At 64.3% G+C, this 21502-nt stretch carries 18 protein-coding genes; 5 read left to right on the plus strand and 13 right to left on the minus strand.

Annotation, left to right across the window (positions count from 1 at the left end; all coding sequences use genetic code 11):
- Positions 1–602 precede the first annotated feature (602 nt).
- Entirely contained in the window at positions 603–2582 is a 1980-nt protein-coding gene (locus RFM40_RS11695; protein WP_320224462.1) for a M23 family metallopeptidase, read from the plus strand.
- On the opposite strand, the gene RFM40_RS11700 is transcribed toward RFM40_RS11695, so the two are convergent.
- A complete protein-coding gene (locus RFM40_RS11700) occupies positions 2579–4135 on the minus strand; it encodes an MFS transporter (RefSeq protein WP_320224463.1) in 1557 nt (518 codons plus the stop codon). The two genes, RFM40_RS11695 and RFM40_RS11700, sit on opposite strands and share 4 nt — an antisense overlap.
- A gap of 167 nt (positions 4136–4302) precedes the next feature.
- Here RFM40_RS11700 and RFM40_RS11705 point away from each other — a divergent pair, with 167 nt between their 5' ends.
- On the plus strand, positions 4303–4935 hold the full coding sequence (locus RFM40_RS11705; protein WP_320224464.1) for a TMEM175 family protein: 633 nt from the start codon (positions 4303–4305) through the stop codon (positions 4933–4935).
- On the opposite strand, the gene RFM40_RS11710 is transcribed toward RFM40_RS11705, so the two are convergent.
- The 8 genes from RFM40_RS11710 to RFM40_RS11745 form a co-directional block, all read right to left on the minus strand.
- Entirely contained in the window at positions 4909–6444 is a 1536-nt protein-coding gene (locus RFM40_RS11710) for a L,D-transpeptidase family protein (RefSeq protein WP_320224465.1), read from the minus strand. The genes RFM40_RS11705 and RFM40_RS11710 overlap by 27 nt on opposite strands.
- Before the next feature lie 133 nt (positions 6445–6577).
- Positions 6578–6937, minus strand: coding sequence for an MmcQ/YjbR family DNA-binding protein (locus RFM40_RS11715; RefSeq protein ID WP_320224466.1), 360 nt, complete (start codon positions 6935–6937; stop codon positions 6578–6580).
- 122 nt (positions 6938–7059) lie between these two features.
- On the minus strand, positions 7060–9666 hold the full coding sequence (gene clpB, locus RFM40_RS11720) for an ATP-dependent chaperone ClpB (protein ID WP_320224467.1): 2607 nt from the start codon (positions 9664–9666) through the stop codon (positions 7060–7062).
- 221 nt (positions 9667–9887) lie between these two features.
- Complete coding sequence (locus tag RFM40_RS11725; protein ID WP_320277570.1) at positions 9888–10886, minus strand: DUF4167 domain-containing protein; 999 nt, start codon at positions 10884–10886, stop codon at positions 9888–9890.
- Positions 10887–11222: 336 nt separating this feature from the next.
- A complete protein-coding gene (prmC, locus tag RFM40_RS11730; RefSeq protein WP_320224469.1) occupies positions 11223–12092 on the minus strand; it encodes a peptide chain release factor N(5)-glutamine methyltransferase in 870 nt (289 codons plus the stop codon).
- Positions 12085–13164, minus strand: coding sequence for a peptide chain release factor 1 (gene prfA / locus RFM40_RS11735; RefSeq protein WP_320224470.1), 1080 nt, complete (start codon positions 13162–13164; stop codon positions 12085–12087). Before prfA ends, prmC begins: the two co-directional genes overlap by 8 nt.
- A gap of 8 nt (positions 13165–13172) precedes the next feature.
- On the minus strand, positions 13173–15443 hold the full coding sequence (gene ptsP, locus RFM40_RS11740) for a phosphoenolpyruvate--protein phosphotransferase (protein WP_126097733.1): 2271 nt from the start codon (positions 15441–15443) through the stop codon (positions 13173–13175).
- Positions 15444–15526: 83 nt separating this feature from the next.
- Positions 15527–16780: an aspartate kinase gene (locus RFM40_RS11745; RefSeq protein ID WP_095804440.1), complete on the minus strand. Its 1254-nt coding sequence runs from the start codon at positions 16778–16780 to the stop codon at positions 15527–15529.
- A 218-nt stretch (positions 16781–16998) separates the two neighbouring features.
- On the opposite strand from RFM40_RS11745, the gene RFM40_RS11750 reads away from it, so the two are divergent.
- Both RFM40_RS11750 and ubiG read left to right on the plus strand, forming a co-directional pair.
- On the plus strand, positions 16999–17295 hold the full coding sequence (locus RFM40_RS11750; RefSeq protein WP_320224471.1) for an antibiotic biosynthesis monooxygenase family protein: 297 nt from the start codon (positions 16999–17001) through the stop codon (positions 17293–17295).
- A 134-nt stretch (positions 17296–17429) separates the two neighbouring features.
- Positions 17430–18179 (plus strand): bifunctional 2-polyprenyl-6-hydroxyphenol methylase/3-demethylubiquinol 3-O-methyltransferase UbiG, encoded by a 750-nt coding sequence (gene ubiG, locus RFM40_RS11755; RefSeq protein ID WP_320224472.1) that lies wholly within the window; start codon positions 17430–17432, stop codon positions 18177–18179.
- A 128-nt stretch (positions 18180–18307) separates the two neighbouring features.
- Here ubiG and RFM40_RS11760 read toward each other — a convergent pair whose 3' ends face one another.
- On the minus strand, positions 18308–19222 hold the full coding sequence (locus RFM40_RS11760; RefSeq protein ID WP_320224473.1) for a DMT family transporter: 915 nt from the start codon (positions 19220–19222) through the stop codon (positions 18308–18310).
- Positions 19223–19324: 102 nt separating this feature from the next.
- Here RFM40_RS11760 and RFM40_RS11765 point away from each other — a divergent pair, with 102 nt between their 5' ends.
- Positions 19325–19810, plus strand: coding sequence for a MarR family winged helix-turn-helix transcriptional regulator (locus RFM40_RS11765; protein ID WP_320224474.1), 486 nt, complete (start codon positions 19325–19327; stop codon positions 19808–19810).
- 65 nt (positions 19811–19875) lie between these two features.
- On the opposite strand, the gene RFM40_RS11770 is transcribed toward RFM40_RS11765, so the two are convergent.
- The 3 genes from RFM40_RS11770 to grxC are packed head-to-tail and all read right to left on the minus strand — an operon-like array spanning position 19876 to position 21436.
- Positions 19876–20301: a DUF1178 family protein gene (locus RFM40_RS11770; RefSeq protein WP_320224475.1), complete on the minus strand. Its 426-nt coding sequence runs from the start codon at positions 20299–20301 to the stop codon at positions 19876–19878.
- Complete coding sequence (locus tag RFM40_RS11775; protein ID WP_320224476.1) at positions 20298–21164, minus strand: carbon-nitrogen hydrolase family protein; 867 nt, start codon at positions 21162–21164, stop codon at positions 20298–20300. Before RFM40_RS11775 ends, RFM40_RS11770 begins: the two co-directional genes overlap by 4 nt.
- Positions 21165–21166: 2 nt before the next feature.
- On the minus strand, positions 21167–21436 hold the full coding sequence (gene grxC / locus RFM40_RS11780; protein WP_292372991.1) for a glutaredoxin 3: 270 nt from the start codon (positions 21434–21436) through the stop codon (positions 21167–21169).
- Positions 21437–21502: the final 66 nt, after the last annotated feature.

Below are 21502 nucleotides of genomic sequence, written 5' to 3' on the forward strand. Positions count from 1 at the left end.
TCACCCCTGGCGGGATAAGCGGTTCAGCAGGACTCTGCCGCCCACGTTTCTCTTTCTTCAATATTCAGTTTTCAAAGAACAGACATCGCAGACGCAACGTCTCGGCCCCTTTCGCTTTTGGCTTCGGGGCCCCTCGAGTGTCGCTCACGCGGCTCTCTTGAATTCTTCCAACTCGCGAACCTCAGAAGCAAACTTCTTCGTCGCCAGCAGCGTCGCCGCCCTCGTTGGTGAGGCGTATATAGTCGGGGGTTACTCGAACCGTCAACACCGATTTCGAACTTTTTTGAATTTTTTGCGACGAATTTTTCGACGGCTATGTTTCGCCCGCCAACTGCCCCCGCGGCAGGTCCTCAGCCATCCACAGGGAGCCCTATTGCCGCCGCATTGAGGTTCGACACCGGGACAACAAGGAAGGCGCCCGCGTACGCGCGAGAGCCTCGACAACAGACGACGAAAGCACCGTTTGTAAAGAGACGTGTGAGTGGGGATAACGGCCCAGGCTTGCCGCTTCGTTTGACTTCAAAGGCCGTGACAGGCAAATGTCATGGCCGCAACGAACAACGACAAGCCGTTTCGCCCCGGGGAAGAAGCAGCCTTTCTGGATGCCAGACACGGAAGATGTCATAGCCGAACTCGGCAACGAGCCGCCGCTGATCGCGGACGGCCGCAGCGGTCCGCCTGACCGCCGCGAGGTCTCGGCGCGTTGGCTTTCGGGTACTTTCCTGACCGGCGTGACCTCGAGCGTGCTTATGGGCGTGGCCTTGTTCGCTGCCCTTGACGGTCGCCAGCAACTGGCGACGCCGCCGGAAATTGCCGAACTCATCAACCTCGCCGGCGGTGGCGATGATTCCGGCGAGCAGGCCAAGACGACCAGGCTGGTCGCGCCGCGCCAGATCGCCAGGGCCAAGGACCGCCGGCGCATGGAAGTGTCGATGGTCACCAAGGTCGGCGATCGCGACGTTATCCACACCATGCCCTTCGTGCAGATCAAGATGGCGCTTGCGGCCGGCCACACCACCAGCCGGCCCTACCCGCCCTTCGACCCGATGCAGGTCTTCGGCGACGACGGCGACGACAACGCCCAGCCGGCTTCCGCCGCCGCGGCCGCCGGCCAGATCTACGGCGCCAAGGTCGAAAGCGAGATGAGCCTGAAGACGGTCGACTTCCCGATCGAGACGGCGTCCTTCGACGAAAAGAGCGACCTCTCCGCCGACGAAGTGGAAAAGGTGGTGCGCGAGGCCGGCAACGGCTTGAGCGACGGCGCCGTCCAGGTGGCGGCGCTTCATTATGTCGACCCGCAGCGATTCGGCGACGCTTTCGCCGAGAGCATGGCCGGCTCCTACGACGTCAAGATCACGCCGGAGAACGTCTCGGTGTCGGCGCGCGCCACGCTGGACGACCAGGCGCCGGCCTTTGCCGAGGAAATCATCCCTTTCACCCAGGATACGGACATCGCCGAGGCCTTCGCAGACTCGGGCTACACCGGCGACGACGCCACCGGCATGGCTGAAGCGATCGGCAAGCTGTTGAACGCGACGGCGCTCAAGGCGGGAACGGTGCTGCGCGTCGGCCTCGAGGTGCGTGGCGATATCGCCAAGGTGGTTCGCACCAGCGTTTACGACCGCACCACGCATATCGTCACCATCGCGCTAGACGATCGCGGGCAGTTGGTGCCGGCTCAGGAGCCGGAGCCCAATCCCGAATTGCTGACGGCATTCGATGATTCGCCGCCAGTGGTGGTGCGCGGCAACCTGCCCAATGTCTATGACGGCATCTATCGTGCCGCCTATTCCTACGGCATGTCGAAATCGATGACGCAGAAGCTGATCAAGCTTCTTGCCTCGGACGTCGATTTCCAGTCGCGGCTTTCGCCTTCCGATCGTCTGGAGGTGCTGTTCTCGCAGCCTGACGGCGACGACCAGACTTCCGACAGTTCCGAGCTTCTCTACGTTTCGGCCAACTTCGGCGGACAGATGCGGAATTTCTACCGCTTCCAGATGCAGGACGGCAGCACCGACTATTTCGACGAGAATGGCAGCAGCGCCAAGCAGTTCCTGCTGCGCAACCCGCTGCCCAACGGGCGCTTCACCTCCGGCTTCGGCGCACGGCGGCACCCGATCCTCGGCTATGTCCGCATGCACACCGGCACCGACTGGGCCGCTCCGATAGGATCGCCGATCATTGCCGCCGGCAATGGCGTGGTCGAGAAGGCCGGCTGGGCCGGCGGCTACGGCAAGCAGATCATCATCCGCCACGCCAATGGCTATGAAACCTCCTACAATCACCAGAGCGCCTTCGCCAAAGGCATCGAGCCTGGCGTTCATGTCCGGCAGGGCCAGGTCATCGGCTATCTCGGCCAGACCGGCCTCTCCACCGGTCCGCACCTTCACTACGAGTTGATCGTCAACGGCACCAAGGTCGATTCGATGCGCGTGCGCCTGCCGGTCGGCAAGGTGCTGAGGGGCGACGATCTCGTCGCCTTCAAGCGCGAGCGCGAGCGCATCGACGACCTGCTCAAGCAGGAAGACGGAAATTCGCTGAAGGTCGCCAGCGCCAAGACCGAATCGCAGGTCCCTAATTAACCGCGCGAATCATCCGTTTGCTGCGGCCACGGCAGCGCCTGTCCAGGCACGGTGAACCAGGCGACGATCGACGACAGCAGGCAAAGCAGCGTCGTGACGGCGGCAACCGCGGCAAAAGCCGAATCGCTTGCCGAAATCCTCAATGCGTCGAGATCGGCCGCGAGCCCGGACGTGGGCGGTTCGCCGAAACCGGGCATGCCGACGGAATTGCCCGTCAATCGCGCATAGACGAAAGCCGCGAGCGAACCCATTGCCGCCACCGCGATCAACCCGCCGATGCGCGAAATGGCGTTGTTGATGCCCGACGCCGCGCCCGTGTCCTTGTCCTCGACGGAAGTCATGATCGCCGTCGACAGCGGCGACACGACGAGCGCCATGCCGAGACCCATCAAGGCCATCAGCGGAAAGGTGCCGGTCCAGAAATTATGAATGCCGGCATGGGCAAGCAGGGCCATGCCGGCAAAGGCGACGGCGACCACAAAACTGCCGGCGGCGATCGGCAGGCGCGGGCCGATCTTGTCGGACCACTGGCCGACCGGGCCCGACAGCACCGCGATCAATGCCGACAGCGGCAGGAAGATGAAGCCGACCTCGGCCGAGCTCAGTCCCCAGCCTGCGATCAGAACCATCGGCAGGTAGAACAGGTTCGCCGACAGCGCGAAATAGAGGAAGAAGGTCGCGAGATTGGCGCCGGCGAAAGCGCCGATGCGAAACAGGCCGAGATCGATCATCGGCTCGCGCTGCCAGCGCTCGTAAAGGATGAAGACGAAAAGCAGGACCACGCCGGCAACGATCGCCGGCCCGGCCATCATCCCGCCACCCTCCGCGTTCATCGCCGTCAGTCCGTAGGCCAGCGCCCCGAAGGCGAGCGTGGCGAGCCCGGCGCCGCCGAGATCGAGGCTGCGCTTTTCGGTCGGCTGGTCGGCCGGGATCTTGACGAGCAGCAGATAGATCGAAACCAGTCCAAGCGGCAGGTTGACGGCAAAGATCGCGCGCCAGACACCGTTGCCGAAGGTCGACAGCACGAAGCCGCCCAGGACCGGGCCGAGCGCCGTCGTCAGCGCCGAAGCAGCCGCCCAGATGCCGATCGCCCGGCCGCGCTCTTTCTTGGGATAGGCCTTGGCGATGATGGCGAGGCTGCCCGGCACCATGATGGCGGCGCCGATGCCCTGGATGGCGCGGAAGCCGATCAATATAGCCGGATTGGGCGCCAGCGCGCAGGCAAGCGAAGCGGCGATGAAGAGCGCGATGCCGGTCACGAATGCGCGCCGCAGTCCGAACCGGTCGCCGGCCGCACCCCCTGCCAGAATCAGCGCCGAAAGCGTCAGCGCGTAGGCGTTGGAGATCCACTGCGCTGCCGCCAGGCTGGCGCCAAGATCGACCCGCAGTGCCGGCATGGCGATCGCCAGGACGGAACCGTCGATGAAGCCGAGCGCCGAGGCAAGGATCGCCGCGACCAGCACGAACTTGCGCCGCGTCTGCGGGCAGAACGTGCGGTTCGCGCGCTGCGCGGTCGAAAGCGAATCGGCGGTAGCTTCGTTCGAAGATGTCATGAATATCTGCTTAGCTCTCCAGCACGTGCGCAACAACGAGCCAGAGGATTGCTGTTCTTGAAACCAGGTTGCACTGGCCGCATGGCCAGGGGGATGACAGTCATGATGCAAACGAACCGTCGCATGCTAGGTTCCGGCTCGTTAGGACTTGCGCCAGGGGAAAAGTCATGAAGCGGCCGCTCGAACCGTCAGCCGAAGGACGCGGACGTATCGTCGGCATAACCGACGGCGTCTTCGCCATCGCGCTGACCTTGATCGTGCTGGAGATCAGGGTGCCGACGCATGAAGCGGTGCATTCGGAGAGCGAGCTGCTTGCGGCTATCCTGGCGCTCGCGCCGCGTTTCCTGACCTATGCGCTGAGCTTCCTGACGCTGACCATCTTCTGGTTTGGCCAGCAGGCACAGCATGGCCTGATCGCGAAATCGGACCGGCGGCTTGCTACGCTCAATCTCTGCTTTCTCGCCTTCATCGCGCTGTTGCCGTTTTCCACCGACCTGCTGGCCGATTTCCTCGAATTCCGGATCGCGGTGCTCGTCTACTGGCTGAACCTTCTGATGCTCGGCGCCACACTGTTCGCCAGCTGGTGGTATGCCGACAGGAATGGCATGCTGGCAGCGGACATCGATGCGGAAACGAAGCGTGTCGTCTATCAGCGCATCGTCAAGGCGCAGATCCTGTGGGCGATCGGCGCAGCGCTCAGCCTCGTCACCCCGCTGGCGAGCATCGCCTTCATTTTGCTGGTGCAGCTGATATATGCCGCCGCGCCGCGCGGCTCATTGCTGCGTAAAATCATCGGTTGAGGTCCCGCCGATATCGGCGATTGATGGTCCGCCGACGAATTCCACTGTGACGCCTGGCGACACCAGCTTGGCGAGTTCGCGCGCGTCCCAATTGGTCAGTCGCACGCAGCCATGGCTTTCGGTCTTGCCGATCTTGGAGGGATCGGGCGTTCCGTGGATGCCGTAGGTCGGCTTGTCCAGCGCGATCCAGACTGAGCCCACCGGACCGTTCGGCCCTGGCGGAATGGTCAGGATCTTGTCGTTCTGGCCCTGCTTGAAATTGATGCTGGGGTTGTAGGTGTAGTTCGGGTCGAGCGCGATGCGCGAGACCGTGTGGATGCCGGTGGGCGACGGCGTGTCGGCCGAGCCGATTGTGGCCGGGTAGGCCGCGACCAGCTTGCCGCCCGCTTCATAGGCGAAGACTTCCTTCTTGTCCTTGTCGGCGACGATGCGGGCAACCGGTGTTGACACCAGCCTGCCGAAATTGGCGACCTTGACGATGGTGCCGGGGCGGTTGAAGTCGAGCCCTTTGTTGATCGACTTCAGATAGTTCTCGTCCATATGGAAGCGCTCGGCGAGCGCCTCGGTGACCGAGGTGTAGCCCATGCGGTCGAGCTTGGCTTTCTGGCTGTAATCCTCCGGGATCGAAGCGACATAGGGACCGGCCGCGTCTTCGGGTGTGATCGTATAGGAAGCGAAGGCATCGCCACCCGACTGGGCGAGCGCCGCCTTAATGCCGACCGCGTCGGTCGATTTCAGATTGCTACCCGTGATCTGGTTGTAGGCGGCCAAAGCCTTATCGACATTCGAGCCGAAACGGCCGTCGATGACACCCGGCGAGGCACCGCCGCGGTCGAGCAGCACCTGAAGTTCGGCCACGTCCTGGCGCACGCCGAGCGACAGCGACGGGTCGACCGTGGCCTTGCCGCCGGTGTCCGGCGGCAGCGCGGCCTGCGTCTCCGGATTGTTCTGCAGCACTTCGCCTTGGCCGGGCTGCGCCTGATCGATCGATGCCTCGTTCAGAGGCTGGCGCTTGATGGTGTCAGACTCGGGCGCCTCCGGATAGGTGGTTGCATAGCCTTCATCATTGTTGGGCGCCGGCGGATAGGCGTCGACAGAATTATCGTCGTATTCGTCGACCGGCGGCGGAATGACCCTGCCGTTTTCTTCCAGCTGCTTGCGGCGGAAGCGGGCCATGTCGTCGGGGTTGTCGAGATAGTAGCGGTCGTCATCCTCGACCGGCGCGCGCCCGAGCTCCTGCATCCGCAACTGGCGGCGCAGCGCCCGGCGGTCGAGCCTGCTCTGCGGCGGCTGAATGGCGATGACTTTGCCGGTGTCGGCATCGACAAGCACCCGGTTGCCCCTGGCATCGTAGTAGATGTCGATATTGCCGTCCTGGGCGAGCACGAGCGCGCCGTATTGGGCAGGCCGAACCGCCTTCTGCGCGCCATCCGGGCTCGGTGCAGCGAGCGCGCCGAAAGACACCAGCCCGGCCGCGAGTGCCGAAACGGAAAAGACGGTGCGCAGCATTGTGGTCAAGCTCTCCGGCGCTTCGCGGGCGACCCCTTCGCCAGCAAATCAGTCATCCAACTAAGGTTTCCAATATGAACCGGGCATGAAGATGGCGGATTTCCGGCGTTTCATCATGATCCCGAACCGAATGTCAGCGCAGCCCCAGTTCGCTGCGCGCCAGTTTCGTCAGCTTCAGCATAACCGGGCGGTGGCTTTCGCGCAGATAGTCCTTCAGCGCCGCATCATCCACGCTCTGGCTTGTCTGACGCTGGATCCATTTCATGCCGCGCGAAGCAAGATAGGGCGCGGGCCGGCAGCCCGGCTGTTCCTTCAGCACGTCGAAGGCCATGTCGGAGCATTTGAAGGTGACGAAGACTTGGCCCTCCCGGTCGTGCCCGCCGATCGCGAACACCTTGCCGCCGACCTTCCAGACATGGGCGCCGCCCCACTGCACGACATGCGTCGCAGCGGGCAGCGAGGCGCAGAAGCCGTTATAGTCCTCGAGCTTCACGAATCGCCCCTTTCCGATAACCAGGATCGGTATCGGTTTTGCGATATGGCCCTGTCGAAAAGCAAGAGCGCGCCGCACCGATCCGGCGCGACGCGCTCCCGTTCATACGCTGGAGCTCGAAATCAGGCGGCGGCTTCGGCCGCCACCACGGTCGGCTTCGAGCGGAAGTTCAGGCGATCGGAGCCGGCGGTGACCTTGACGGTCGAGCCGTCGAGGATTTCGCCGAGCAGGATCTTTTCCGCCAGCGGGTCCTGCAGTTCCTTCTGCATCACCCGCTTCAGCGGCCTGGCGCCATAGGCTGGATCGTAGCCCTTGGACGCCAGCCACTCGATCGCGTCGTGATCGAGCGACAGCTCGATCTTGCGGTCGACAAGCAGGTTCTCCAGGCGCTTGAGCTGTATCTCGACGATGCGGTCCATGTCCTGACGGCGCAGCCGATGGAACAGGATCACCTCGTCGACGCGGTTGAGGAACTCCGGCCGGAACGAGGCCCTTACCACGCTCATCACCTCGTCGCGCACGGCATCGACATCCTGGTCATCACGAAGATTGACGAGATATTCGGCACCGAGGTTCGAGGTCATGATGATCAGCGTGTTGCGGAAGTCGACCGTGCGGCCCTGACCGTCGGTCAGACGGCCGTCGTCGAGCACCTGCAGGAGCACGTTGAACACGTCCGGATGCGCCTTCTCGATCTCGTCGAACAGCACGACCTGGTAAGGCCGGCGCCGCACCGCTTCGGTGAGCGCGCCGCCCTCCTCATAGCCGACATAGCCGGGAGGCGCGCCGATCAGCCGGGCGACGGAGTGCTTCTCCATGAACTCCGACATGTCGATGCGCACCAATGCGTTCTCGTCGTCGAACAGGAAGGCGGCGAGCGCCTTGGTGAGTTCCGTCTTGCCGACGCCGGTCGGGCCCAGGAACATGAACGAGCCGATGGGCCGGTTCGGATCCTGCAGACCCGCGCGGGCGCGCCGCACAGCTTTCGACACCGCCTGCACCGCTTCGCCCTGGCCGACGACGCGCTTGCCGATCTCGTCTTCCATGCGCAGCAGCTTCTCGCGCTGTCCCTCCAGCATCTTGTCGACCGGGATGCCGGTCCAGCGCGACACGACATGGGCGACGTGGTCGGGCGTGACCACCTCTTCCACCATACCGGCCTTGCCGTCCTGAGCCTCGGCTTCCTTGAGCTTCTTCTCCAGCTCAGGGATCTTGCCATAGGCAAGCTCGCCGGCGCGCTGGAACTCGCCCTTGCGCTGGGCAATCGCCAGCTCGTTGCGCATCTCGTCGAGCTGCTTCTTCAGGTCGGCGGCAAGCCCGAGCTTCTGCTTTTCGGCCTGCCACTTCGCGGTCAGCTCGGTCGACTGCTCCTCGAGGTCGGTGAGTTCCTTCTCCAGCTTCGCAAGCCGGTCCTTCGAGGCGTCATCCTTCTCGACCTTCAGCGCCTCGCGCTCGATCTTGAGCTGCATGATGCGGCGGTCGATCTCGTCCAGCGACTCGGGCTTGGAATCGACCTGCATCCTCAGCCGCGACGCGGCCTCGTCGACCAGGTCGATCGCCTTGTCCGGCAGGAAGCGGTCGGCGATGTAGCGGTTGGAAAGCGTCGCGGCCGAGACCAGCGCCGAGTCGGAGATGCGCACCTTGTGATGCTGCTCGTACTTCTCCTTCAGGCCGCGCAGGATCGAGACGGTGTCCTCGACCGTCGGCTCGTCGACGAAGACGGGCTGGAAGCGGCGGGCAAGTGCGGCGTCCTTCTCGACATGCTTGCGGTACTCGTCGAGCGTGGTCGCGCCGACGCAGTGCAGCTCGCCGCGCGCCAGCGCCGGCTTCAAAAGGTTCGACGCGTCCATCGCGCCGTCCGCCTTGCCGGCGCCGACCAGCGTGTGCATCTCGTCGATGAACAGGATGATGTTGCCGTTGGCCGAGGTGACCTCGTTGAGCACGGCCTTCAGCCGCTCCTCGAACTCGCCGCGATATTTGGCGCCGGCAATCAGCGCGCCCATGTCCAGCGCCATCAGCTGCTTGTCTTTCAGCGATTCCGGCACGTCGCCATTGACGATGCGCAGCGCCAGGCCTTCGGCGATCGCCGTCTTGCCGACGCCGGGCTCGCCGATCAGCACAGGATTGTTCTTGGTGCGCCGCGACAGCACCTGGATGGTGCGGCGGATTTCATCGTCGCGGCCGATGACCGGATCGAGTTTGCCCGAACGGGCGTCGGCGGTGAGGTCGCGGGCGTATTTCTTCAGCGCGTCATAGCCCTGCTCGGCATTGGCCGAATCGGCGGTGCGGCCCTTGCGCACGTCGTTGATGACCTGGTTCAGCGCCTGCGCGGTGACGCCGGCCTTGGCCAGGATGTCGGCTGTCTTGGCCGATTTTTCCATGGCGAGCGCCTGCAGCAGCCGCTCGACGGTGACAAAACTGTCGCCGGCCTTCTTGGCCAGCTCCTCGGCGGTCGAGAACACCTTGGCGAGCGGCTGGGCGAGATAGAGCTGGCCGTTGCCGCCTTCGACCTTGGGCATGGCCTCCAGTGCCGTCTCGACGCCGAGCTTGACATCGCGGACACGGCCGCCGGCGCGCTCGATCAAGGACGCGGCAAGCCCCTCCTCATCGTCGACGAGCACTTTCAGCATATGTTCGGGAGTGAATTGCTGGTGATTGCGCGAGAGCGCCATGGTCTGCGCGGACTGGATGAAACCGCGCACGCGCTCCGAGTATTTCTCAAGATTCATATCTGTCTCCTTCCATCACCGGCCCGCTTTGCGGCACCGGATCAGATTGCGGTGACGGACCCGCCCATTCGAGCCGAGTCCTGTTCGGGCGAGATATGGTGTGGGAATGACGGGCTCTCAAGACGTCTGGATCTCGACCACCGCATATTATTCCATGGGCGCACAAACAAAAACGGCGGAGATTTCTCTCCGCCGTTCGAATGCCTGAAAATGGACTTGGGTCAGTTGTTTGCGTCGGCGATCGCCGGTTCGCTGGCGCCGCCTGCCGGTTCGCTGGCGACGCTCTCGCTCGGCGCTGAACTGGCCGGTTCGGCAGCAGAGGCCACCGCGTCGTTGCTGTTGCCTACGGCGTTGCCTTCATCGGCAGGGCTGTCCGCCCGGTCGGCATTGCCTTGTTCGGCGTTATCGGCTTGCTCGGCACTGCCGCGTCCGCGGCGAGGACGTCTCTGCCGGCGCCCGCCGCCAGTGTCGGCGGGGGCTTCGTTGCGCTCGGCCTGGGCGGCAAGCGCCGCCGGCGAGAAACTGTCGAACAGCGGAGCCGGATCAGCCGCGGAGCCAGCTTCGGCGGAAGCCTCAGACTGCACCTGCGCCTCGTTGCGGCGGTTCTGGTCGAGCTGCTGGCCGCCATGTTCGCCGCGCTGGCCCCCATCACGCTGGCCCCCATCACGCTGACCCCCATCACGCTGACCATTGTCGCCGCGCTGGCCATTCTGACCGTACTGGCCATAGCCGCCATTGCGGCGGTCACGGTGCCTGTCGCGGCCGTTGTTATCGCGCCGGTTGTTGTCGCGGCCGTTTTCCTGGTTGAAGCCGAGCTCGGCCGGCGTGCCTTCGATCACCGGCTGCGGCCCTGAGCCGTTCGCCGCGCCCTGCGACTCGCCGGCATTTGCGTTGCCGACGGCGTCGAACTCGTCGCGATCCTCATCGACGTCGTCGTCGAAATCGTCGCGGTTCTGCTGGGCGTTCTGGATCGGCATCTGCGCCTGGGCGGCGGCAATGATGCGATTGTAGTGTTCGGCGTGCTGGAGGTAGTTCTCCGCCATCACCCGGTCGCCGGAGCTTTGCGCGTCACGCGCGAGTGCGGCGTATTTTTCGGCGATCTGCTGAGCCGATCCGCGGATCTTCACGTCCGGACCGTTGCTCTCGTAGTTGCGCGTCAGGGGATTGGGTCCCTTGCGGTTCTGGTTGCCACCGCCGCCATTGTTGTTGCGACCGCGCATGCGCCTGTTCTGCTGTTGTGGCCTCATTCGACTCTCTTCATGTGAAATTTCAAAACTGTTCGCGAGCGGTGGCGCTCATGCAGCCGCCCGTTTCGTTTTTTCACCGGCGTTCGCCCGCATCGATTGCGTTGGCGCCACGTGCCATCCTGTTCCGGTTACATCACTTGCCGGACGATTCCCGCACGAAGCATGGGCGTCGTTTGCGCAAGGAGGCAGCTATTTCCAAGGAAAACCGAATCGCTAAGAGCACTGCCTGCTTCGTCTCATCCGGTCAAGCCGGAACCTAGCTGCATTCCCTAATGTTGCCAAGCGTTTTTTCGGACTGCATCAGGGGTTTCAACGCTCAAACACCAGAACCCTGTCGTTTCCGCCGAGATCGCGCCGCGCGTCCGCCAGCTTGTAGCCGGCCGCCGCGAAGATTGCGGTGACCTCGTCTTTTTGCGTGTAGCCGATCTCGACCGCTACCTTGCCCTGTGCTTCCAGAAACCCTTCCGCCTCTCCGGCGATGATCCTGTAGGGGATCAGACCGTCCACACCGCCATCTAAGGCCCGGCGTGGATCGAAATCGCGGACCTCGTCCTGCAGATTTCCAATGTCTCGACTGGGTATATAGGGTGGGTTCGCGGCAATTACATGGTAACGGCCCGAAACTTTTTCGAACCAGTTGGAATTCAAGGCGTTGAAGCGCCCGCCGAGCCCCAGATCCTTGGCGTTTCGCGTGGCGGTCGCCAGCGCGGCGGGGGAAATATCGACGCCGGTCGCGGTCGCGGCGGGAACGGCGCTGAGCAGCGCCAGCGCGATGGCGCCGGTTCCGGTGCCGAGATCGAGGATACGGCATTCGCCGAGCCTCTCAGCCGTTGCCTTGGCGAAGGGCAGAACCGCGTCGACCAGTGTCTCGGTGTCCGGACGCGGCTCCAGCGTGTCCGGCGACAGCGACAGCCGCAGCCCGTAGAATTCGCGATAGCCGAGGATGCGGTGCACCGGCTCGCCTGCGACGCGACGTCTCATGGCCGCCTCGATGGCCGCAAGCGCCGTAGAACCCACCACTCGGCCCGGTTCCGCGATGGCCTGGGCGCGTGTGGTTTCGGAAAAATGCTCGACGATCAGCCTGGAATCGAGCGCCGGATCGGCAACGCCGGCCGCAGCGAGCCGCGCCCTCACCGCGCGCAGCAGCGGACCGAGCGTGGCAGGCAGCACATCAGCCATCAATGCCCATGTCGGCAAGTAGCTTCGACTGATGGTCGGCGATCAACGCATCGACCACCTCGTCGAGCTCGCCCATCATCACCCGGTCGAGCTTGTAGAGGGTGAGGTTGATGCGGTGATCGGTGACGCGGCCTTGCGGAAAATTATAGGTGCGGATGCGTTCCGACCTGTCGCCCGAGCCGACCTGCGACTTTCGCGACTCCGAGCGCTCTTCGTCGGCGCGGCTGCGTTCGAGGTCGTAAAGCCGTGCCCGCAGGATCTGCATCGCGCGCGCCCGGTTCTGGTGCTGCGACTTCTCCGCCTGCACCACCATGATGCCGCTCGGCAGATGGGTGATGCGCACCGCCGAATCGGTGGTGTTGACGTGCTGGCCGCCGGAGCCGGAAGCGCGCATCGTATCGATGCGGATGTCCTCGGGCCGGATATCGATATCGACCTCCTCGGCCTCGGGCAGCACGGCGACCGTCGCCGCCGAGGTATGGATCCGCCCGCCGGCTTCGGTTTCCGGCACGCGCTGCACGCGGTGCACACCGGATTCGAATTTGAGATGCGCGAAAACGCCCTTGCCCGATACCGAGGCGACGATTTCCTTGTAGCCGCCGACCTCGCCTTCGCTGGCCGAGACGACCTCGAAACGCCAGCCGCGCGAAGCGGAATAGCGCTCATACATGCGAAACAGATCGCCGGCGAACAAGGCCGCCTCGTCGCCGCCGGTGCCGGCGCGGATTTCGAGGATGGCGTTCCTCTCGTCGGCGGCATCCTTGGGCAGAAGCAGGATCTGGATATCCTTCTGCAGCGCCTCGATGCGCTCCTCGACTTCAGGCAGGTCGGCCTCGGCCAGCGCCCGCATATCGGCGTCGGTGGCCTTGTCGGCGAGCATTGCTTCCAGATCGGTCTGTTCCTGCTCGGCGGCGCGCAGCGCCCGGATCTTGCCCACCATCTCCTGGATGTCGGCATATTCCGAAGCCATCTTGACATAGGCATCGGCCGACGGCCCGGCCGACATCTGCGCCTCGAGCATGTCGAAACGCTTGACGACTTGATCCATACGGTCGCGGGGCAGGTTGATCATGGCGGATGCTATAGCGGAATGGAGCGATCGTCGGCAAAGGCCTGCAGCAGCGCCCGCATCGGCGTCCCTTGGGCCGGCGCCATCAGATTGTCCTTGAAGAAGGCTTCCAGCTCCCGCAGCGGCAACTCGGTCAGCATCGCCTTGACCGGGCCGATCGAGGCTGGCGACATCGAGATCGAGCGGAAGCCGAGGCCGATCAGCGCCATCGCCGATATCGGCTTGCCGGCCAGCTCGCCGCAAAGCGTCACCGGCGTATGGTTGCGCGCGCCGGCATCTGCGATCTGCTTCAGCACGCGCAGGAACGGCGCCGACAGCGTGTCGAACCGGTCGGCGAGCTGCGTGTTGCCGCGGTCGACCGCCATGATGAACTGGAAGAGGTCGTTGGAGCCGACCGAGACGAAATCGACCGCCTTCATTAGCTCGTCGAGCTGGAACAGCAGCGACGGCACTTCCAGCATTGCCCCAAGCTTGAGGCTGGTCGGCAGATGATGCGCGAAACGCGACAGATGCCGCACTTCGCGGTCGATGATCTCGCGCGCTTGCGCGATTTCCGACAGCTCGGTCACCATCGGCAGCATCAGCTTCAGCTCGCGCCCGCCGCAGGCCTTGAGCAGCGCGCGGATCTGGGTCCTGAGCAGGCCGGGGCGGTCGAGCGTGAGGCGGATCGCCCGCCAGCCGAGCGCCGGGTTCTCCTCCTGCAGCGCGCCCTTGAAGTAGGGCAGCACCTTGTCGCCGCCGATATCGATTGTGCGAAAGGTGACCGGCTTGCCGCGCGCGGCGTCGAGCACGTCGCGGTAGAGCCGTTCCTGCGCCTCGGCGCGCGGGAAGGTCGAGGCGACCATGAACTGCAATTCGGTACGGAACAGGCCGATGCCGGCAGCGCCCGACTCCGTAAGCTGCGGCAGGTCCACGGCGAGGCCCGCATTCATCAAGAGATCGACCTGGACCCCGTCCTTGGTCAGCGACGGCTTCTTGCGCAGCTCCCGGTAGACCTCCTGCCGCCGCGCCCGGAAGCGGACCTTTTCGGCATAGGCGGCCTCAAGGTCGGACTGCGGGCGAAGGTGGATGGTGCCTTCCTCGCCGTCGACGATGATGGCGTCGCCGTTTTCCGCCATCGAGACGGCGCCCTTGACCTGCCCGGCGACCGGGATGCCCATGGCGCGGGCGACGATGACGACATGGCTGGTCGCAGCACCATCCTCAAGCACCAGGCCGCGCAGCTTGTCGCGCGGGTAGTCTAGCAGTTCGGCCGCACCCATCGAGCGGGCGACGATGATGGCGTCCTTGGGCAGCGAGGCCGCGACGTCCTCCGGTCCGCGTCCCATCAGCTGGCGCAGCAGCCGGTTGGCGAGATCGTCGAAATCGCTCATCCGCTCGCGCAAGTAAGGGTCGGTCATATGCAGCATGCGGGCGCGCATGTCGCTCTGCACCTTTTCCACCGCCGCTTCCGCCGTCAGGCCGTTGCGGATCGCCTCCTCCAGCCGGCGCACCCAGCCGCGGTCGTTGGCGAACATCCGGTAGGCCTCGAGCACCTCGCGATGCTCCCCCTCGAAGGCGACGTCGCGGCGCTCCAGCATGTCGTCGATGGAAAGCCTCAGCGAGCCGAGCGAACGGTCGAGGCGGCGGACCTCCTCCTCGCTGTCTTCGTTGAACAGGTTGGTGACGACGATACGCGGCTCGTGCAGCACGACATGGCCTAGTCCTACGCCTTCGTTGAAGGAAAGCCCGGTGAAGCTTGCCGGGCGGCTGAGGTCGAGTTCGAGCCCCGGCCTGGTCAGCCGGGCGAGATCGCCGGTGGCGATCATCTCGGCGATCACCATCGCCGTCGTTTCGAGCGCCTCGACCTCGTCGTCGCGATAGTGGCGCATCGTCTTGTTCTGCACCACCAGGACGCCCAGCGTGCGCCCTGCCCTCAGCACCGGCACGCCGAGGAAGGAGTTGTAGATCTCCTCGCCAGTCTCAGGCAGGTAGGCGAAGGCCGGGTGCTCCTGGGCGTTGGAGAGATTGAGCGGCCGCGCACTGGCAGCAATCGTGCCGACCAGACCCTGGCCAAGCCGCAGCTGCGCGAGGTGGACGGCGTTGGGGTTGAGACCCTCGGTGGCGTAGAGCTCGAGCACCGAATCGGCGCGCAGCACATAGAGCGAGCACACCTCGGCGACCATGTTGGAGGCGATGTCGCGCACAATGCGGTCGAGCCTCTCCTGCGGCTCCAGCGGCTCCTGCATGAGCTCGCGGAGCCGTTTCAGCAGAACGCGCGGGCCACCGGCCATGTCACGCATCGCGGCTTCTTCTCCAATGGGCACTGTGCCCGCCGCAGTTTCTCCCGCGGCCGGCGCTCACGCAACAACTGACTCAGTTCTTGCTATTGCTTATCGAGCCCGTAGACGGAATGCAAAGTACGAACTGCAAGTTCCGTGTAGGGACCGTCGATCAGTATCGAGATTTTGATCTCGGACGTGGTGATCGCCCGGATATTGATCGCCTTGTCGGCCAGCGCCTTGAAGGCGGTGGCGGCGACGCCGGCATGGCTTCGCATGCCGATGCCGATGACCGAGACCTTCGACATGCCGGCTTCCGACTGCACCACGTCGTAGCCGACATCGGCCTTCAGCCGCTCGAGCACGGCCAGCGCCTTGTCGACGTCGCCGGAAGGCACCGTGAAGGTCATGTCGGTGAACTTGCCGTCCTCGGAGATGTTCTGGACGATCATGTCGACATTGATGTTGGCCTCGGCCAGCGGGCCGAAGATGCCGGCGGCAACGCCCGGGCGGTCGCCGACGCGACGCAGCGAAATCTGCGCTTCGTCCTTGGCATAGGCAATTCCGGTGACGACCTGCTGTTCCACGATCTCTTCCTCGTCGCAAATAAGCGTTCCGGGCGGATTGAGCAAATCCCCCATTCCGGGCGCGTCGGGATCGTCGAAGGACGACCGCACAAAGGTACGCACCCTGTGCACCATGGCAAGCTCGACCGACCGCACCTGCAGCACCTTGGCGCCGAGCGAGGCCATTTCGAGCATTTCCTCGAACGAAATCTTGGCCAGCCGGCGGGCTTTCGGCTCGATGCGCGGGTCGGTCGTATAGACGCCGTCGACATCGGTATAGATGTCGCAGCGGTCGGCCTTGACCGCGGCCGCGATCGCCACGGCGCTGGTGTCGGAGCCGCCGCGGCCGAGCGTGGCGATGCGGTTGTCCGGGCCGATGCCCTGGAAGCCGGCGATGACCGCCACCTGACCCTCGCCGAAGCGCTTGATCAGGAACGCGCCGTCGATATCGAGGATACGCGCCGCGCCATGCGCGTTGTCGGTCTTGATCGGGATCTGCCAGCCCTGCCAGGAGCGGGCATGCACGCCCATGTTCTGCAGCGTGATTGCCAAAAGACCTGCGGTGACCTGCTCGCCGGAGGCGACGACGGCATCATATTCGCGCGCATCGTGCATCGGCGATGCCTCACGGGTCCAGGCGACCAGCTCGTTGGTCTTGCCGGCCATCGCCGAAACCACCACCGCAACCTCGTGGCCCGCATCGACCTCGCGTTTGACATGGCGCGCCACATTGCGGATGCGGGCGATGTCGGCGACCGAGGTTCCGCCGAATTTCATCACGATGCGCGCCATGGAAGCGAGATGCCTTTGACTAAAGCCGGCTCTATGCCGAATGCGGGAAGCGCCCGGCAAGGCCGAGCCGCGGAAATGCGCGGCCTCCTTAACCAAAACATCCAAGCTTCGCAAGCGATGGCGGGATTAAGAAGGCTCTGGTCGGGTTGAGGTCTCCTGACAGATTCCTGCGGCCTTCGTGCGATAAGGTCGAAGAAAGGCATTGGATGGAGGAATTCATGACCGAGACGCTGGAAATCGTCAGCTTCCGCCTCAACCCGGAGGCTGCGGCCGATTTTGTCGCCCAAAATGGCGTCGTCACCGACTGGCTCGCGCGCCAGCCCGGCTTTCTCAGCCGCCATCTCGGCGAGCGCGACGACGGAAGCTGGCTCGATGTCGTGCGCTGGCAAAGCCTTGAACAGGCCCAGGCGGCGGCGCAGCGCATCATGGCCGAGATCGGCGATTGCGAGGCGATGCGGGCAATCGAGCCGGCTAGCGTCGAGATGGGGCATGCAACGATCGCGCTGTCGCGTTAGGTCCGATCGGCTAGAACTGCCTCGATAGGGGGCTGATCCCTGCCGGCAGCGGAAAAACCTGCCTTGACTTTCTCCGCCGGGGACCCGACTTCCTAGCGTTCCCCGACTTCCTAGCGCTCGAGGAGACCCGCTTCATGCCAGAGCCCCGCCGATCGACCATAGATGCCGGAGAAGTCGAGCGCTTTTCCGCCCTTGCCGCCGAGTGGTGGAACCCGAACGGCAAGTTCCGGCCGCTGCACAAGTTCAACCCGGTGCGGCTGGCCTATATCCGCGACCAGGTCGCCACGCGCTTCGGCCGCGATCCGCGGGCAGCCAGGCCTTTCGAGGGCCTGCGCTTCCTCGACATCGGCTGTGGCGGCGGGCTTTTGTGCGAACCGATGGCGCGGCTTGGCGCCGAGGTGGTCGGCGCCGACGCCTCGACCACCAACATCGAGGTCGCCAAGCTGCACGCGGCGGAGGCGGGCGTCAGCATTGACTATCGCGCCACCACGGCCGAGGCGCTGGCCGACGCCGGCGAGACATTCGACGTCATCCTCAACATGGAAGTGGTCGAGCATGTCGCCGATGTCGATCTGTTCGTAGCCAAATGCGGTGAGATGGTCCGGCCCGGCGGCATCATGTTCGTCGCCACCATCAACCGCACGCTGAAGGCGCTCGGCCTTGCCATCATCGGCGCCGAATATGTGTTGCGCTGGCTGCCGCGCGGAACGCATCAGTTCGGCAAGCTGGTGCGGCCCGAGGAACTGGGGAAGGCGCTTGTAGCGGCGGGCCTCACGGTCATCGACCGCACGGGCGTCATCTATCATCCGCTGGCCGACCGCTGGCAGCGGTCGAAGGACATGGACGTCAACTACATGGTGCTGGCCGAGAAGGCCTCGGTCTGACTGGCCAACATTGCGGTTTTGGACGTAAAGCGCGTCGCACTGAAACGGATTCAGGCGACGCGCCTTAAGTCTTTGTTTTTATGCATGTCGTTATCCCAAAACCGCTGCACGCTTCTGGGCGACATGCATTAGGCCGCCTGGCTTTGCACCCTCATTCTTGGCTGGCTCTGCGCCTTGGTGGTGATGAACACACCGGCGGTGATGATGGCGGCACCCAGCCAGGTCAGCAACTGATAGTGCTCGCCGAGGAAGATCGTACCGGCAAAGAGCCCGACCGCAGCCGCCACATAGCCGATCTGGCTGAGATAGACCGGGCCGCCGACAGCCTGCAGCCGGAAGAAGAAGGCAAACATCGCCGAAGCCGACGCCACCTGGCCGGCAACCACCAGCGGCACGCCGCCGAGTGGAGCAAACGCCTGCCAGCCGAACAGCGTCAGGATGCCGAGGAGAAGCAAGACCGCCGATGCTAGATGGCTGCCGACGGCGAGTTCGATCGGGCCCGTATCCTCAGGCCAGTCGACCGTGCGGTAGATGTTGCCGGCGGCGAGGCTGACCGGGATCAGCAGGCCGATCGCCACCCAGAAATAATCGGCTGGCTGGCCGGCCTCGCCGCGGCTGAGCGCTACCATCGCAGCGCCGACGAAGCCGACGGCAATGCCGATGACGCCGGTGAGGTTGGGTCGCCTGACACCGAGCAGGATCGAGAAGACCAGCGTGATGACCGGCGACAGCGTGAACATGATGCCCGTGTAGCCGGCGCCCAGATGCGGGATGGCCGAGAACATCAGGAGATTGGGAAAGGCATAGGACACAGCCGCGGTGACGAAGAAGTAACGCAGCTTGTGTGCCGTCAGCCGGATGCGCTGGCCAAGCAGCAGAAGCGCGATCAGCAGCACGCCGCCGGCGCCGAGCGAGATCACGAAAGCCCAGACCATAGCCGGCACTCCGGCGGCCGTCGCAAGCTTGCCGAAGGGCAGCGTCATGCCGAGCAGGCCGCCGGTGACGATCAGAAGGCCGAGTGCCGAGTCCCAGAGAATTTTCATCTGCGTGATCCTGTAGCCGCGAGGCCGAGCTTGGCGGCTGCTCCAACTTGAGGTAACATAACGACAAGATTCTTAATGTCAAGATACTTTGCAGTGAGACACATGGACCGTGCAGCGAGAGCGATCGAACAATGGCGCAAGGAGCGGCCCGACCTCGACGTCTCGCCGATGGGCGTGATCGGGCGGCTGAGCGAAGTCGCTTCGCTGATCTCGCGAGAGCGGCTGGCGCCGCTCTTCGCCCGCTTCGGATTGCAGCAAGGCGAGTTCGACGTGCTGGCGACGCTTCGTCGTTCAGGCGCGCCTTACGCCCTGACGCCGACCGAGCTTTACGAGGCGACGATGGTCACATCCGGAGCCATGACCGCCCGGCTCGACCGGCTGGAGAAGGCCGGCCTGATCCAGCGCGCGCCGCACCCCAGCGACCGGCGCGGCGTGGTTGTGCAACTCACCGCAAAAGGCCGCGAATTGATTGACGGGGCGCTTGCCGCCCATGTCGCCAACGAGCACCAGATCCTTTCAGGCCTGACGAGCCAGGACCGGGAAACACTGGCAAAATTGCTGGAAAAGCTGATCGGAAGCCTGAGCTAAAGCAATTCCAGAAAAAGTTTGTAGCAGTTTTCCGTCCGGAATTGCATAAGAACAAAGGTCGGGATTCAGTTCCGGTCCTCCGGAAAGCCCGGGATCGGCATGAACTCGACGCCGTCCTCGGCGAGGCTTTGCGCCTCCTCCGGCGTCGCTTCGCCATAGATGCCGCGCGGATCGGTCTCGCCGAAATGGATCTTGCGCGCTTCCTCGGCGAACTTGTCGCCGACATAGTCGGCGTTCTCGCGCACCTTCTCGGCAAGGGCCTTGAGCTGCTCCAGCGCCTGTTTCTGCGCCTCGCCCATGGCGAGCGCCACCTTTTCTTGGCTGCGCGAGGTCGAGACGGCAGGCGCCATCAGCGCCTTTTCGATCTTGTGCGAGCCGCAGGCCGGGCAGTCGACGAAGCCGCGCTTCTTCTGCGTGTCGAAGTCGTCGTTGCTGCGGAACCAGGCCTCGAACTCGTGCTCGTGCTCGCAGATAAGCGAAAAGCGGATCAAGAGGCTGCACCCCTGAGACGTGGCGCCTCGCCTTCGCCGGCATTGACACTGAAATCCCGCGCGTTCTTGAGATTGGGGATCTTGCGGCGCGCGGTCGCAGACTGCGACGGATCGATCTCGGCGACGATCACGCCCGGCTCGTCATGCGCGGCTTCGGCGATGATGCGCCCCCACGGGTCGACGATCAGCGAATGGCCATAGGTCTCGCGCCCATCCTCATGCAGCCCGCCTTGCGCGGCCGCGACGACATAGGCGCCGTTTTCGATCGCGCGCGCCCGCAGCAGCACGTGCCAGTGCGCCTCGCCGGTCTGGCGGGTGAAGGCGGCAGGCACCGAAAGCACATGAGCCCCTGCCAGCGCTTCGGCGCGGAACAACTGCGGGAAGCGCAGGTCGTAGCAGACGGCGAACCCCAGCCTCGCGCCATCGATGTCGGTGACGATGGCCTCGGTCCCCGGCTCGTAAGAGGCGGATTCGCGCCAGCTTTCGCCATTGTCGAGGTCGACGTCGAACATGTGGATCTTGTCGTAATTGGCGATCGTGGCGCCGTCGGGCGCGAACAGGAACGCGCGGTTGGCGAGCTTGCCGTCGGCGCGCAGTATCGCCGTCGAGCCGACATGCAGGTAGATGCCGAGTTCCTCGGCAAGCTTCCGCGCGGTCGAAACGACGACATCCTTATCCTCGCTGGTGAAGGCCGCGGCGCCTGCCTGCTTGTCGCGGACAAGCGCGCCGGTCATTTCCGGTGTCTGGACATAGGTCGCGCCCTGGTCTGCTGCCTCGCGGACCAGCCGTTCCATATCGGCCGCGTTGCGCTCCGGGCTGGTGCCTGAACGCATCTGCACAGCCGCCGCTTTGAAAATGCCCATGATCAAGCCCTCGCTCCGTTGGCAAGCAGCCCGTCCAGCCGGCCTTGCGACTCCAATTCATGGAGGTCGTCGCAGCCGCCGACATGCGTGTCGCCGATGAAGATTTGCGGAAAGGTGGTTCGCCCATGCGCCCGCGAAATCATTTCCTGGCGCAGTTCCGGCGAAAACGAAGCGTCGTGCTCGGTATAGGCCACACCCTTGCGCTCGAGCAGCCGCTTGGCGGCGGTGCAATAGCCGCACATCATCCGGGTGTAGATCGTCACGTCGACCATCAGTCAGCAATCCTGCTTGCGCACATCGCCCAGGAGTTGCGGGACGACAACATGCACCAAATTCAA

The sequence above is a fragment of the Mesorhizobium captivum genome (assembly GCF_033977165.1).
GTDB classification, from domain to species: Bacteria; Pseudomonadota; Alphaproteobacteria; order Rhizobiales; family Rhizobiaceae; genus Mesorhizobium; species Mesorhizobium captivum.